Source organism: Thalassospira sp. ER-Se-21-Dark (assembly GCF_017922435.1).
GTDB lineage: Bacteria > Pseudomonadota > Alphaproteobacteria > Rhodospirillales > Thalassospiraceae > Thalassospira.
In genome coordinates this window covers 131,043-145,006 of sequence record NZ_VDEZ01000005.1, presented here as the reverse complement: position 1 = coordinate 145,006, position 13,964 = coordinate 131,043, and the positions used below count along the sequence as shown (strand labels likewise).

Genomic DNA, 13,964 nt, shown 5'->3' with positions numbered 1-13,964 from the left:
TAAACCGGGCAGTTAACAGGAACATAAGGTTTAAGATATAAGTTAGTGAACTGACTTATATGTGTTGAGGTATCCATGGCCACCAAGCTGAGTTCCGAGCAAAAGCGTCAAAAGCTTGCCCGTGCGGCGATGAATGTGATCTGGCGCGATGGCTATCACGCCGCCACCATTCAGGCGGTCGCGACCGAGGCCGGATTACCCGCCGGTGGCGTGTTTTACCGCTTTCCCAAGAAGCACGACCTTGCCCTGGCGGCACTGGAAACCATGGAAGGGGAGTTTGTTCCGCTTCTTGAAAGTCTTTCCACGTCGCGTTCGGTGGCGGACCGTTTGGCGAAGTTCTTTGATTATCTTGATGCCATGACCCCTAGGCGTGTCAGTCACGGTTGCCCGTTGGCAAGGCTGATGCTTGATTTGCCCGGCGATGAAGATTTCACCCCGTCGCGCAAAACCGGGCGGGCGGTGTTTGATGCCCTGATCAACTGGGTTGCCAGTCAGCTTGAAGAAGGCGGGGTAGATCGCAAAACAGCCGCAAAGACCGGTCGTCAGATCATCCTGCGGTGGCAGGGTGCTATTATTCTGGCCCATAGCATGGGGGATCGGGCCATCCTTGATGATGAAATCAGTGAATTGCGCGCACTGGCCAAAGATCTGATTGGCTGAGCCCCGATTGTTTTTCTCCTAAAAGTTGATTGCCATTATTTACGCATTTTCTGATGATGCATTAGGGGTTTGGCGCATTTACCCGATGCGTGTCGCACTTGGTCCGACAAACATTTCAAACCAAAGGACACGGGCAATGACGAAGATGAAACTTGTGCTGGTGGCGATGATGGCAACGGTCCTGGCGGCCTGTGCCACAGGTCCGCGCATCTATACCGATGCCGATCCGGCGGCCGATTTCGGACAGTATCAGACATTCGCCTTTGTCGAAGGGGCCGGCAAGAATGCCGAGGCGCAATATCAGACCCTGTCGGGTCAGCGGATCGAGGATGCGATCAACACCGCAATGGTGTCGCGCGGATATCAGCTTGATATCCATAACCCGGACCTTTTGATCAATTTCCATCTCAAGACCGAGAAAAAGACACGCTCCTCACCGCCGGTCTATATGGGCGGCTATTATGGCTATCGCAGCGGCATGTATGTTGGTTGGCCGGGCTATGTCGAACCGGGATATGTCGATAGCTATACCGAAGGCACGCTGAGCATTGATCTGGTTGACCGCCAGACCCGTCAGATGGTCTGGGAAGGCACAGCTGTTTCGCGGGTGACCAGTTCGCTTCGCGAGGCCCCCAATGAAACGGTGCGGGCTGCCGTGGCGTCGATCTTTGCGCAATATCCGTATGTGGCGGGCAATAGCGCGCCCCGAGCCTTGGCGCAGTAAGAACCAGAGCCTTGGCGCAGTAAGAAAGCGTTCTGACAGAACAAAAAAACGGCCCGGATATTCGGGCCGTTTGTCTGTCGATCATGTGCTAACTGCTAACTGCGCTCAGTCTTCGCTGGCCGCAACAAAGGCCGTGTAAAGGTCCTGCGCACGCCGCGTGATCGGGCCGGGCTGCAGGTTGCGGTCATCCAGTTTGACGCACGGGGCGACCTTGTAATAGTTGCCGGTGCCAAAGATCTCGTCAGCGGTTTCGAGTTCTTCGTATTTGCAGGTCTTCTCCACCACATCAACGCCGTCCTCACGCAGAAGCTTGATCACGCGCTGACGGGTCAGACCATTCAGAAACGTGCCATTGATCGCCGGGGTAAAGACCGTGCCGTCCTTGGCAAAGAACAGGTTGGCATAGGAAAACTCGGCCACATTGCCAATCGGATCGAGCATCACGCCGGTGTCAAAGCCCGAACTGGTGGCCTCGGTCACTGCGCGTCCAACATTGGGATACAGGCAGGATGCCTTGGCCTCGGTCGGCGCGCTTTCCGGCGACGGGCGGCGGAAGCTTGATTTGCGGGCACTAAAGCCGGTCTGGATGGCTTCTGGCATTTCACTGACGGAAATGCACAGCACGAACTGCGCACTTTCGGGCGTAGGTGCGATAAAGCCTTCGCCACCAAACACCAGCGGTTTGATGTAAAGGGCGAGTTCCGGGTCGAACTTTTGAACGCCTTCCTTGACCAGTGCGACGATTTCCTCGGTGGTGATCGTCGGTTTCAGGCCCATCAGTTCGGCCGAGCGGATCACACGCGCACAATGCGGATAGAGGTCCGGCATTTTGCCATTCATGCGGCGTGCACCATCAAACACGGTCGAGGCCATCCAGAAACCATGGGTTTGTGGGCCAATGATGTTGGGGTTCCCTTCGTGCCATTGGCCCTGATACCAGGTCCAGTTTGTGACAGTGCTATCGGTGGCGGCGTGACCCATTTTTGTACTCCTGTGGGGCGGTTCATTAGCGCTGCCTAGCATAGGATTTTTGCAATCAAATGGTCAAAGAAAACATCACCGCTTTAGTGCCTTTGAAATGTCATGAAACCTTGCAAGCAGTTATGCGATAGGTTTTTCTATAGATAGTTGATTTTGAGACGCTTTCCGCTTTGAAAGGAAAACAGGATGGGTGATGACGTCAAACTTGATCTCGACGCGCGGTTCGAACATGCCCGTGACGTCATCCGCACTGCCGGAAAACGCGCGATGGAATATTTCGACGGCAGTGCCGGCGATCTCGAGGTCGAGGCCAAGGAAAACCCGCTCGATATGGTCAGTATCGCCGACAAGAATGTCGAAGCGATCATTCGTGATCAGATCGCCGACACCTTTCCCGAGGACGGCTTTCTGGGTGAGGAAATGGGCATCGAGAAGGGCGACAATGATTGCCTGTGGGTGATTGACCCGATTGATGGCACGGCGTGCTTTGTCAATCAGATGCCAAGCTGGTGCATTTCCATCGCCCTTGTCGTCAAGGGGAAGATCGAGATCGCCCTGATCTATCAGCCGTGCGGCAAGGAATTGTTCAGTGCCCGTCGCGGTCAGGGTGCGTTTGCCAATGGCGAGCCGATCAAGGCCAGTGAGGCCAAAACCGTGGGCGATGGCGTGATGGGGCTTGGCATGTCACATCGCACGACAAGTGACGCGATTATGCCGTTTATCAAGGACTTGCTGGATCGCAAGGGCATCTTTATGCGGAACGGATCAGGCGCACTTTCGATGGCCTATGCCGCGGCCGGGCGGATGATCGGCTATTACGAACCGCATATCAATCCGTGGGATTGTCTGGCCGGGATCCTGTTGATGCAGGAAGCGGGCGGTTGGGCCAATGATTATCTGCGCGCCCCCGATGCGCTTGAAAAAGGCGCACCGATCCTGACTGCCGGGCCCAATGTCGCCGAAGAACTTAAATCCATGACCGGTATCAGCCGTTAGGCAGCCCGCGCATCAGGTTGCTGGCGTTTCATTTCGCGCCAGGCGGGCGTCAAATTTGCGGTGAATAAGGCGGGCCAGTTCAGCGTCAATCATCGCGATATCAAGCGGCTTGGTGCAATAGGCATCAAAGCCGGTCTCGTGAAAGTTTTCGAGATTGTCGTTTGATATGTCCGCGGTCAGGGCAAGCACCGGAATGGTCGCCTTGACCGGATCGTCAAAGGCGCGGATACGCCGGGTGGCCTCGATGCCATCAAGAACCGGCATGTGAAGATCCATCAGAACAGCGTCGAAATCGGCACCGGCAAGAATATCAAGTGCGATCTGCCCATCAGCAGCCGTGGTAATCGTATGCCCCTGTGCTTCCAGCAATTTCTGGGCAAGGATGCGGTTGATTTCGATGTCCTCGACCAAAAGCAGGTTCCATGCGCCCGGATCAGCTGCCTCGGCCTTTTCAGACCGGGCGTCGTCCGGGCTTGCGGTTTGTCCTTCCTGCTGCGCAACGTCGGTTTCGCTGCTGCGTGGCAGTGTCAGGTCAAACCAGAAGCGGCTGCCTTTGCCTTCCTCGCTTTCGACCTGCACCCGGCCGCCCATCGCCTGAACCATGCGCTGGCAAATTGTCAGGCCAAGTCCGGTGCCGCCATAACGGCGGGTCGTGGTGGTATCGGCCTGGGTGAAGGCATCAAAGATGGCTTCGAGTTTGTTTTGCGCAATGCCGATCCCCTCATCGCGCACCGAAATGCGGAATGAAACACCATCTTCGGTGATGTCGAGTGCCTGCACCACAACCAGAACCTTGCCCTGTTTGGTAAACTTGATGGCGTTGGAAACAAGGTTGGTCAGCACCTGTTTTAGACGCACTGGATCGCCAATCATATGGCGCGGCAGTTTCGGATCGATATCAAGCTCAAGCGTGCTTTCCTGCGCGCGTGCCGGGACCAGCATCATCGAAACAACTTCTTCGCAGATGTGATGAAGGTCAAACGGGCTTTCTTCCAGCACAAGCTTGCCGGCCTCGATCTTGGAAATATCAAGAATATCACCAATCAGCGACAGAACGTGGCGACCGGCCCCGCGAATGGTCGACAGGTAACTGCGCAGCGTTTCGGTATTGGCATCTTTGTCCAGACTGTCACTGGCAAGCTGGGCATACCCCAGAATGGATGTCATCGGGGAGCGGAACTCGTGGCTCATATGGGCGATGAATTCCGATTTGGCGCGATCAGCCTGCTGGGCCTGGTTCATGGCGTTTTCGGCAGATGCGCGGGCGTCTTCAAGTTCGCGGGTCCGGGTCTCGACCAGATTGACGATGTATTTTTCGGTGCGGTTCAGCGACCGCAGATAGATCAAAAGCAGAATGCTGACCGTGCTGCCAAAGACGAAGATCGCCCATGGTTGCCAATAAAGCAGCGTGCCAAAGCCGCGTTCCGAGGGATGCAGGACAATCGTCCAGTCGCGATAGCCAAACGTGAAGTTCGAAACATTCGGGTTGAACGGCTTTTCCAGTTCTTCTCGAATGTGCTCGATCGCGTAGGTGGATAACCGGTTGGAATAGATTAGTTTTTTGTCCGACTTGGATTTGAGGTCGGCAAGATGGATTTCAAAATTCAGCGGAATGCGCGCCACACGTGCCGCCCGGCTGATCATGTCGGTCAGACGCAACACTCCGATGGCGACACCAAGTGGTGGTCCGGTGCGGTCCCGACGATTTTCAACCGCCAGAAACGCAAGCGACGTCACGACGGCCGAATTCGCCTGAACCAGTTCGAGTGGCTCGGTCAGGGTGACATTGCTGGTCTGAAGGGCGGTTTCAAGCGCACGTCGCCGCGACGGTTCGCTCATCATATCAAAGCCGATGACTTTTTCATTCCCCGACCGCGGGAAGACAAAGAAGACCGGATAATAGGTATCCTGTTCGCTTGACGTTTGCAGTTCGCCATCGACAAGGGTGCGAATGGCGAAATTGGTCACCCCGCGCAGCTCGGCGTTTTCTTCAATCAGGCCGCGCGCCCGGCGTTCAACATGCGGCGCCCATTCAAGGGCGGCAACACCGGGCCGACGATTGACCCATGGGGCAATCATCGCATCAAAGGTATTGGCCGAAACGCTGCCATGCACGTCAAACAGCGTTCTGACCGCAACCAGCGCATCGGTGGCCCCGCCAAGTTCTTCGCGAAGGGACGCTTCAAACGCCAGACGATACTGGTCGGTCGATGACCGGTCGGCGGCAACAAGCTGGGTATAGGTGTACCAGGATGCCAGCCCCGAGACACCAAACCCGATCACGCCAATGATGATCGACAGCGTCCTGCGCAAGCGATGGACATCTTCGGATTGCCGCCCATCAAGGGTTCGTGTCGTGATCGCGGCAATCCGTTCCATGCCCGCAGCCAGAAACAGGGTGCCGACCGAAATGGCAATGACATAGCCATAAAGGTTGCGAAGGCCTGTATTCAGTCCCACACCGACAAAGGTTTTATTGCCAAGGGCGGCAAAGACGATGATGTCGGCAACGATGACGGCGTTGATCAGAACCGCGCCCAGCAGTCCATAGCGCACCGCCCCCCAGATCACCAGCGGTACGGAGACAAAGATAAACAGATATTCGGGCTCTGAGATCAGCGGCGTTGTCTGAACGGCGGAGGCCAGAACGACGGCCGCGATGACGATGAAGGCAAGTTCGCCATAGTGTTGGAGCGAACGCGATACCGGCTGCCGGTTCATCAGGCGCAAGGTCAGTGGTCCGACCACAATCGCACCGACCAGATCGCCCAGGAACCAGCCCTGCCAGATTTCGCCGAACTGATCAAAGTTGCCGATAACAACCATGCTGAGTGTGGTGCTGCCGAAAAGGGCCGCGACGGCCGGGCCACATACCGCGCCCAGCGCAAGGAAAACCAGCATGCTGCGGAATTGCGCCAGCGGATAATTCCCGGCAAGGCGCACGATCAAAAGGGCGGGCAACACGGCGGAAAGGGTATTGCCCGCCGCGATCATAAGGGCTGCTGGCACCGACGGCGACGTCGCCAGATTAACCAGAAGGGCACCGATGAACACTGCCGGGAAATACCGCCAGCCCCAAAACACCATCGCGGCGATTGCGATGCCAGATGGCGGCCAGACAAGGGTGACACTTGTGCCAAAGAACGGAAGTTGCAGTCCGGCATAGCCCGTTGCGAAATAGGCAAGGATAACCACCAGAGAACGCACAATGTGATGGCGTTGCAGCGTCAAACGATTGTTCCCCTTCCCCTCTGGCATCAGCCGGTTCTTTTGCTATGACCAAATGTAATGTGTCGCAGGGCGGATTTGAATAGATCAATCATCGAATGTGCGCGAAAGGCCAAAGGCTTACTCGAATGCTTACTGGCTGCACCACAAAATACGGGCGACCCAGTCGATTTCCTCTGCGGGAATAAAACGGTCTTCGAAATCGGGATTCAGGGATTTTAACTCGACACCCAGCGCACCACGCCGGACCAGTTCCTTGGCCATGACTTCGCCCTCATGGGTTTTGACAACCACGCGGTCCTTGGGGCGGATGTTGGATGCCGGGCTGACAATGATCAGGTCGCCATCGCGAAATACCGGCGCCATGGACTCCCCCGATATCCGCAATCCATAGGCGGTTGGGTCATGCAGGGCCGGAAAGGTGATGTCTTCCCATGATCCACCAACCGGATATCCGGCATCATCAAAAAAGCCGCGATTGCCTGCCTGGGCAAAGCCGATCACGGGGATACGCCCGGCGCCATTGCCATCCACCAGTTCGGAAAATTCCCGGAAACTGACATCGGTGACGGAAAGCACCTTTGAAATGCTTTCGGTCGACGGCCAGCGCGCCTTGCCCTGCGCAGTCGTGCGCTTGGACCGGTTGAATGTCGTCGGGTCAAGTTGCGCCAGCCGTGCCAGTCCCGATGGCGTCAAGCCATGGTCTTCGGCGATTTGATCAAGCGCGGCCCATATTTGTTGATGTCTGATCATGCCGCATTCTAGCAGCAGGCAAGATCAGAGAGAAGGAATTAATTCCTTCTTCTGAGGCGGGAATCGGCATCAGATAACAATCCTGCACGGTTGAGGCGGCGCAAGTCCTGCAAACCGGGGCGTTCTGATCACGGTGACCAAAACAAAAAGTATACCGCATTTCCATCGATCCTGATTGCAACTTTACCCTTCATTCTCAGAGGCTTGATGGTCAAACAGCACGGTCTTTGATCGGATTGAATGCATGATCCTCATCTTTGGAATAGGAAATTAATCCTTTACAATGAGAACAAAAAGAGATTATAGCTTGCATATCAACACCGGAATTGCATCTGGAAATAAGTCGGACCTTTTTAGGTTCGGCTGAAAAGACGGCGAGAACCGTCGATATGCGCGGGCGGAACACCGCCCTTGGGGACATCACAAACCATTCATCAAACCAGCGTGCATCGCAAGATGCGCGAACGGGAAAGTTTTATCTTTTTCAAAGGTTTGGTGCGGTGAACGGTTGGTTGCAGGTCCGGTGGAACGAACAGGTTTTATCCAGCAGGAGGGCGACGTGACCGAACAAAGACTTTTTCCCAAACCACTTTCTGCGCGCGACATCACACCCTTTTCCAGTGCCCGGCAGGCATGGTTCTGGTTCGTGCGTTGCCAAACCGCCAGGATTGAAGGTGCGCGTGTGGTGGCCGACGCGGGCGAGGTGGTGCGCCCCTGTGATCCTGATGATGTCTATAACGCGGTGATGCGTCTTAAGAAGGCGGGCATTCTGGGCGACCGGCATTTGCAGGTTCTGGAATATTTCGGACTGGTTGAACGCGAACCCGATGCCCGTGATCCGCGTGAAAAGGGCAAGGGCGACTTGTGGCAACAGGCCATGGAATCCCTTGAAAATGTGCTGGTCACACGCGGCATCGTCAAACGCGGGCGGGATGAAAGTTTCCATCACGAAGATGTGGCTGTTGAACTGGGTGGGGATCTGTCGCCATGCACGATGTGATGACCACAGATGTTGCCCGATCAGACGTTTCGGAAATGGCCGATAACTGGACCAGTCAGTCCGTTTCCGGGCGCGAGGTCTCGGTGCTGGTGGTGTTTGCCGATGCGCCGGAAAAGCGATTGTTGCGGGTTCTCAAACCGGGCTTTCGCCATTGCTTTGTGCTGGTCTCCGGGGTGCGGGCAGGGGAGTGGATTTGTCTTGATCCGCAAAGCCATCGGGTGCGGTGTGAAAGCTGGTGCTATTCGCCGATCTTTGATCCGGCAGCCTATTATCGCGGCCTTGGTTATCACTGTATCTGGGCGTCTTATCCGGCCGCCGTCACCCGCAAGGTACGATTTGGCCCGATGAGCTGTGTCGAGCTTATCAAGCGCCTTTTGGGCATTTCGGCCTTCTGGCTCATCACCCCCTGGCAGTTGTATCGCCATCTGCAGCAGGCGGCTGAAAACCCCGATCGGATCGGCGATGTGTTTTTTTCTGAAAAATGTTCTTGATTTGTTCTTTTTAATGTGACATAAGAGACAAATCAACGCCACAGATGCGCCCGCAGGGTTCCGACCCTTGCGGGCGTTTTTGCGTTTGGGGGATCGGGAAGGAAAAGCGATGGGCAGTTTGTTTTCGACACCAAAGCCGGCCGCCGTCAGTGCACCGGCTGCACGTCAAAAAGTCACCAATGCCGACGACGACACCAGCGCCGAAGACGCCGCGCGATCGGCGCGGACCGAGGCGCTTGAACGCCGTCGCTATGGGCGTGCCAGCCTGATCGGGACAAGTTATCGCGGGCTTTTAAGTGACCGTATCGCCAAGGCGGGCGGCGGCAAGAACCTGTTGGGGGAATAGGCATGGCGAAATCGCAAAAGCCTGGCGAGATGACTGAAGGTGAGGACAAGGCATACTCGGGGGCCGATATCGCCCAGCTGCGCGGCCGTTTTCAAAAGGCGATGGAACGCAGGCGCAACTGGCTGACCCACTGGCAGGATTGCTATGAATTCGCCCTGCCACAGCGCAATGCGGCGGCCAGCAACCAGACCAATGGCGGCAAGCGCCTTGATCGGGTGTTTGACGCAACCGCGTCCGATGCGGTCGAACAGCTTGCCGCCAGCCTGATGGCAGAAATCACCCCGCCCGGTGGCGGCTGGTTTGAGTTGGAGCCCGGTGGCAATGTCGCCAATGCGGATCGACAGGTTCTGACCGAGCAGCTTGGCCGGGCCGTTCGGATTTTGCAGGGGCATTTTGATCGCTCCAACTTTGCGGTTGAAATGCATCAGGCGTTTCTGGATCTGGTCACCGCCGGAACTGCGTGTTTGCGGCTTGAAAGGGCTGATCTGCACAGCCCGTCTGCGCTGCGCTTTACCGCCGTGCCGTTGCGCGATCTGGCATTTGAAGAACGCTCCGATGGCAAGATGGATGCGGTGTTTCGCAAACTGGCACTCACCCGCGATGAGATCATGCAAACCTGGCCAGGCGCCAAGGGCGTTACCGGTGATCAGGATGACAAGGACGCGCCAAAACGCATCACCGTGATCGAGGCTGTGCTTCCGGCAACGGATCGCAAAACCGGTTACGAGCTGTGTGTCTTTCGCGAAGACAGCGATGCCAGTACCGGTGATTTGATCTATCGCGACCGGTTTGATGTATCGCCCTATATCGCCTTTCGCTGGATGAAGGCGCCGGGCGAGATCTATGGCAGATCACCTGTGATGAAGGCACTGCCTGATATCAAGACCGCCAATAAGGTGGTTGAGCTGGTTCTGAAAAACGCCTCCATCGCCGTTACCGGCATCTGGCAGGCCGATGATGACGGGGTGCTCAACCCGGCCACCATTCGGCTTGTGCCGGGCAGCATCATCCCCAAGGCCGTTGGGTCGGCCGGGCTCAAACCGCTGGAAGCCCCCGGTCGGTTTGATGTGTCTGATCTTGTTCTCTCAGACCTGCGCGACCGTATCCGGCGCTGCCTTCTGGCAGATCGCTTGGGCCAAACTGATCAACCGGGCATGACCGCGACCGAGGTGCTTGAACGCGCATCGGAAAATGCGCGGCTTTTGGGGGCAACCTATGGCCGGTTGCAGGCGGAATTGCTCTATCCGCTGATGAGGCGCGCGCTTTATATCCTGACCCAAACCGGGGAGCTTCCCGACATTCCGCTCGATGGCGATGTCGTCGTGCTCCGTCATGCGGCCCCCTTGGCGCAATTGCCCAAACGGGTGCAGGCGGGACAGGCCCTTGATTGGCTGTCGCGCATTGCGGGTCTTGGCCCCGAAGCACTGGCCGAGGTTGATCTGCCCGTCATGGTCCGCTGGCTTGCCGATCAGTTTGGTGTGCCGGACCATCTTTTGCGGCCAAGCCTGCCAGCCGAAATTGCGGAGGCCGTGTGATGACAGGCAATGGATGGGACTGGTTTGAGGCCGAAAGTGAAAGCCTGTCAGAAAGCGGCACCGATCATTGGCAGACCTGTTTTGACAGTGACGCGGGGGCAAAGGTGTTGGCCGATCTGGAACAGCATTTCCTGCACACCGCCCTTGGCCCGGATGCCAGCACTGCGGCGATCTGGATGCGCGAAGGGAAGCGCGCGCTGGTGCTTCAGATCAAGCGACTGGCGGAGCGTTCTGCCGAGGATTGATCCCCGCCTTCGCGGGAACCTCGCGCCACACATGCCAATCAAAGTTTGACCCCAATTAGCGGAGTGTTCGCATGACAACCGAACCCGACCTTCTCTCACCGGAAACCGAGACGCCGGAAGCACCGGAAGCAGCAGAAACACCCGAACTGCTTGATACCACCGATGAAACGTCAGAAACCGAACTTGATCCCGCCGACCTTGCCGATCTGGTGCCCGAAACACCGGATGCCTACGCAATCACGCTTGCAGATGGCATGGAAGATATTGATACGGATTTAAACCAGCGCCTGCATGCGGCGGGCTTCAGCAACGCCCAGGCTCAGTTGGTTTATGATCTGGCGGGGGAGGTTCTTTCACCGCTTCTGGGTGATCTGGATCAGGCGGCACAGCGGGCGACGGATCGTGCGGCATTGGCGGCCGAGTTTGGCGGGGCGGAAAGCTGGAAAAAGCTCGCCCCGAAAATCGAAAACTGGGGCAAGGCCAATCTGCCCGAAACCGCGTTTGAAACCCTGTGTCAGACGGCCGATGGGGTGCGTGCCATGCACCGCATGATGGCGCAAAGTGATGAGGCCGCCCTTGGCAAGGTCGACGGCGGGGCGGGGGAGACGCGGCTTCGGTCTGAAATCCGGCGCAAGATGAATGATCCGCGCTATTGGCGGGATCGCGAACCGGCGCTGGTGGCGGAGGTGCAGGCGGATTTCGCCCGGCTTTCCGGGGAATAGCCCAAGTCCTGAGCCTAGAACAGCTTGTCGGCGCGATCAAATACCGCACTGACATAATCCGGGATCGGGGTCAGCGGCAAAATAAAATAGCCCGCAACACCCAGCCCGATCAGGCTGAACACAAGCAAAACCGACTTCTTCACGGCAGATACTCTTTTTCTTTGTTTTCTTGTTTGTCTTGGACCGGACCGCGCAGAAAAGCCCGTCGGGTGCAACAGGTCGGGGCAAATCAAGCGCGTGTCCTACGGAACCTCGATGGATGAGGTTCCCTGTAACAGCGTTCTTAAACCACCAAACCTTGGCCGGAAAATGACCGGTTTTGGGGCAATTGTGGCACCGGCCTTTTTGGGCAGCGCAATTGAACCCCGGCGGCTGCCTGCAATCACGACAAAACCATATCTGAAACAAGGGGATAAAAGGCGATGACAACCACGATTGATCAAAGCTTCATCGACCATTTTCAGGCCGATGTGCATCAGGCCTATCAACGCATGGGATCAAAACTGCGCAACACGGTGCGGGTCAAAAACGCCATCAAGGGCGCGACCACGGTTTTCCAGAAAGTCGGCAAGGGCACGGCCACCACCAAGGCCCGCCATGGCAAAGTACCGGTGATGAATGTCGATCACGAGGCGGTGCGTTGTGACCTGCGTGATTATTACGCCGGTGACTGGGTCGATGCGCTGGACGAGCTTAAAATCAACCATGATGAAAAGATGGTGCTGGCCAATGCCGGGGCCTATGCGCTGGGGCGCAAGACCGACGAGCTGATCATCAATGCGCTGGTCGGGGCCGATGATGTCGTGCCCGATAATACCGAGGGGATGACGCTTGATAAGGTGATGATGGCGTTCGAAGGCCTTGGCGATCGCGACGTGCCCGATGACGGGCAGCGCTATGCGATTGTCGGCTGGAAACAGTGGTCGGAGCTGCTTCTGATCGATGAATTTTCACGATCGGATTATATCGGCGATGAAGATTTGCCGTGGAAGGGCACACAGGCCAAACGCTGGCTCGGAACGCTTTGGATGCCGCATTCCGGTCTGCCGGTCGCAAGCGGCATTCGCTCCTGCTTCTGGTATCACCGCACCGCCATTGGCCATGCCATCGGCTCGGATGTTCAGTCCGACATCACCTGGCACGGCGATCACGCCGCCCACTTTGTCAACAACTCCATGAGCCAGGGCGCCACGCTGATTGATGGCGATGGTGTCACCTGCATCAAGGCGCAGGAATAAAACCCTCACACGACTTTTCCCGAACCAAGGAGCCCAAAATGGCAGAAGGTTTCAAAGCCAGAAACCTCAGTGTTCTGGCATACGCCAACGGCTTTACGCTGTGGCACTACATCACGCCGGACGTCGCCGCCGACGTCGACACCGCCGATTACTTTCTTGAGGCCCGCGACATGCTGCGCGTCGGCGATTTCATCATCGCCAACACCAACCGCGACGCCACGATGTCCGGCGGCCTGTTCGTCGTCGCAAGTGCTGGTGCGAACGGCGTCGATGTGCGCGACATGACAGCAATCGGCACCTCAAACACCGACTGATCCGGGCTTTCTCGACCCGGTCCAATCCACCCTTTTCATCCTCCCTCAACCTCGCCCCGGTGACATGTGTTGCCGGGGTTTCTTTTCTCGCCTGAAAAAAGGACATTCTATGTGTAACGGTAATAAGATTACAATCTGCACCGAATTTGACGCCGCCCAGATTGCTGGCCTGCAGGTGCCAATTGCCTCCATCCATGCCTTTGCCACCGAGACCGTGCCAGATGGCTATCTGATCTGTGATGGTTCTGCCGTTTCCCGTACGGAGTTTGCCGACCTGTTTGCTGCACTTGGCACCGTTTGGGGCGAAGGCGACGGCACCACGACCTTCAATATTCCAGATCTGCGTGGTGAGTTCCTCCGCGGCTTTGATGCTGGCCGAGGTGTGGATGAGGGGCGTGTGTTCGCATCTGATCAGGGTGACCAGATGCAACAGATTACCGGCAGTATCGGTGTCGTGAGCCGATTTAACTCGCCCGAGGGTGCATTTAGCTACACGACGCAATCTGGCACCACCGACGCGACATCCGGTATCACCAATCAGAACCGGCTTCATTTCGATAGCGCCGATTCCCCGAACGCTCGTGTCGGCGATGAAACCCGCCCACGCAACGTTGCGGTGACCTACGCGATCAAGGCGGCACAACCTGCCGCAGCCTGACGCCAGTCCCCAAACCAAATCATACCTTTTCTCTCGCCCCGGTGACATTTTCGCCGAGGTTTCTTTTTACCCA

The 13,964-nt window shown here is 56.8% G+C and carries 16 protein-coding genes; 12 read left to right on the top strand and 4 right to left on the bottom strand.

The window, feature by feature from the left end:
• The first annotated feature begins 75 nt into the window (after positions 1–75).
• Both FHI25_RS17570 and FHI25_RS17565 read left to right on the top strand, forming a co-directional pair.
• Positions 76–660, top strand: coding sequence for a TetR/AcrR family transcriptional regulator (locus FHI25_RS17570; RefSeq protein ID WP_210520011.1), 585 nt, complete (start codon positions 76–78; stop codon positions 658–660).
• A 136-nt stretch (positions 661–796) separates the two neighbouring features.
• Entirely contained in the window at positions 797–1,384 is a 588-nt protein-coding gene (locus FHI25_RS17565; protein ID WP_210520009.1) for a DUF4136 domain-containing protein, read from the top strand.
• Between the two features lie 105 nt (positions 1,385–1,489).
• Here FHI25_RS17565 and FHI25_RS17560 read toward each other — a convergent pair whose 3' ends face one another.
• A complete protein-coding gene (locus FHI25_RS17560) occupies positions 1,490–2,365 on the bottom strand; it encodes a branched-chain amino acid aminotransferase (RefSeq protein ID WP_210520007.1) in 876 nt (291 codons plus the stop codon).
• 186 nt (positions 2,366–2,551) lie between these two features.
• Between FHI25_RS17560 and FHI25_RS17555 the strand changes: the two genes are divergently transcribed.
• The gene (locus FHI25_RS17555) at positions 2,552–3,361 is read left to right on the top strand and encodes an inositol monophosphatase (protein ID WP_210520005.1); all 810 of its coding nucleotides are present in this window, start codon (positions 2,552–2,554) and stop codon (positions 3,359–3,361) included.
• Between the two features lie 12 nt (positions 3,362–3,373).
• Here the strand turns inward: FHI25_RS17555 and FHI25_RS17550 are convergent, their stop codons facing one another.
• Positions 3,374–6,619, bottom strand: a complete 3,246-nt coding sequence (locus FHI25_RS17550) for a CHASE domain-containing protein (protein ID WP_210520003.1) — start codon at positions 6,617–6,619, stop codon at positions 3,374–3,376.
• A gap of 102 nt (positions 6,620–6,721) precedes the next feature.
• Positions 6,722–7,342, bottom strand: coding sequence for a helix-turn-helix transcriptional regulator (locus tag FHI25_RS17545; RefSeq protein ID WP_008890227.1), 621 nt, complete (start codon positions 7,340–7,342; stop codon positions 6,722–6,724).
• A gap of 559 nt (positions 7,343–7,901) precedes the next feature.
• Between FHI25_RS17545 and FHI25_RS17540 the strand changes: the two genes are divergently transcribed.
• The 6 genes from FHI25_RS17540 to FHI25_RS17515 all read left to right on the top strand — a co-directional run bounded on the left by FHI25_RS17540 (position 7,902) and on the right by FHI25_RS17515 (position 11,681).
• Complete coding sequence (locus tag FHI25_RS17540; RefSeq protein WP_210520001.1) at positions 7,902–8,342, top strand: hypothetical protein; 441 nt, start codon at positions 7,902–7,904, stop codon at positions 8,340–8,342.
• On the top strand, positions 8,330–8,833 hold the full coding sequence (locus tag FHI25_RS17535) for a hypothetical protein (protein WP_210519999.1): 504 nt from the start codon (positions 8,330–8,332) through the stop codon (positions 8,831–8,833). Before FHI25_RS17540 ends, FHI25_RS17535 begins: the two co-directional genes overlap by 13 nt.
• A gap of 109 nt (positions 8,834–8,942) precedes the next feature.
• Positions 8,943–9,179, top strand: a complete 237-nt coding sequence (locus tag FHI25_RS17530) for a hypothetical protein (protein WP_210519998.1) — start codon at positions 8,943–8,945, stop codon at positions 9,177–9,179.
• A gap of 2 nt (positions 9,180–9,181) precedes the next feature.
• Positions 9,182–10,714, top strand: coding sequence for a portal protein (locus FHI25_RS17525; protein WP_210519996.1), 1,533 nt, complete (start codon positions 9,182–9,184; stop codon positions 10,712–10,714).
• On the top strand, positions 10,714–10,959 hold the full coding sequence (locus FHI25_RS17520; protein ID WP_210519994.1) for a hypothetical protein: 246 nt from the start codon (positions 10,714–10,716) through the stop codon (positions 10,957–10,959). The genes FHI25_RS17525 and FHI25_RS17520 overlap by 1 nt, the downstream gene beginning before the upstream one ends.
• Before the next feature lie 71 nt (positions 10,960–11,030).
• A complete protein-coding gene (locus FHI25_RS17515; RefSeq protein ID WP_210519992.1) occupies positions 11,031–11,681 on the top strand; it encodes a hypothetical protein in 651 nt (216 codons plus the stop codon).
• Between the two features lie 14 nt (positions 11,682–11,695).
• Here the strand turns inward: FHI25_RS17515 and FHI25_RS20760 are convergent, their stop codons facing one another.
• Positions 11,696–11,824, bottom strand: a complete 129-nt coding sequence (locus tag FHI25_RS20760; RefSeq protein ID WP_282597600.1) for a hypothetical protein — start codon at positions 11,822–11,824, stop codon at positions 11,696–11,698.
• A gap of 279 nt (positions 11,825–12,103) precedes the next feature.
• On the opposite strand from FHI25_RS20760, the gene FHI25_RS17510 reads away from it, so the two are divergent.
• The 3 genes from FHI25_RS17510 to FHI25_RS17500 all read left to right on the top strand — a co-directional run bounded on the left by FHI25_RS17510 (position 12,104) and on the right by FHI25_RS17500 (position 13,891).
• Positions 12,104–12,919: a phage capsid protein gene (locus tag FHI25_RS17510; protein WP_063087797.1), complete on the top strand. Its 816-nt coding sequence runs from the start codon at positions 12,104–12,106 to the stop codon at positions 12,917–12,919.
• A gap of 38 nt (positions 12,920–12,957) precedes the next feature.
• On the top strand, positions 12,958–13,233 hold the full coding sequence (locus FHI25_RS17505; protein ID WP_008890219.1) for a hypothetical protein: 276 nt from the start codon (positions 12,958–12,960) through the stop codon (positions 13,231–13,233).
• A gap of 109 nt (positions 13,234–13,342) precedes the next feature.
• Entirely contained in the window at positions 13,343–13,891 is a 549-nt protein-coding gene (locus FHI25_RS17500) for a tail fiber protein (RefSeq protein ID WP_210519989.1), read from the top strand.
• The last annotated feature ends 73 nt before the right edge of the window (positions 13,892–13,964 follow it).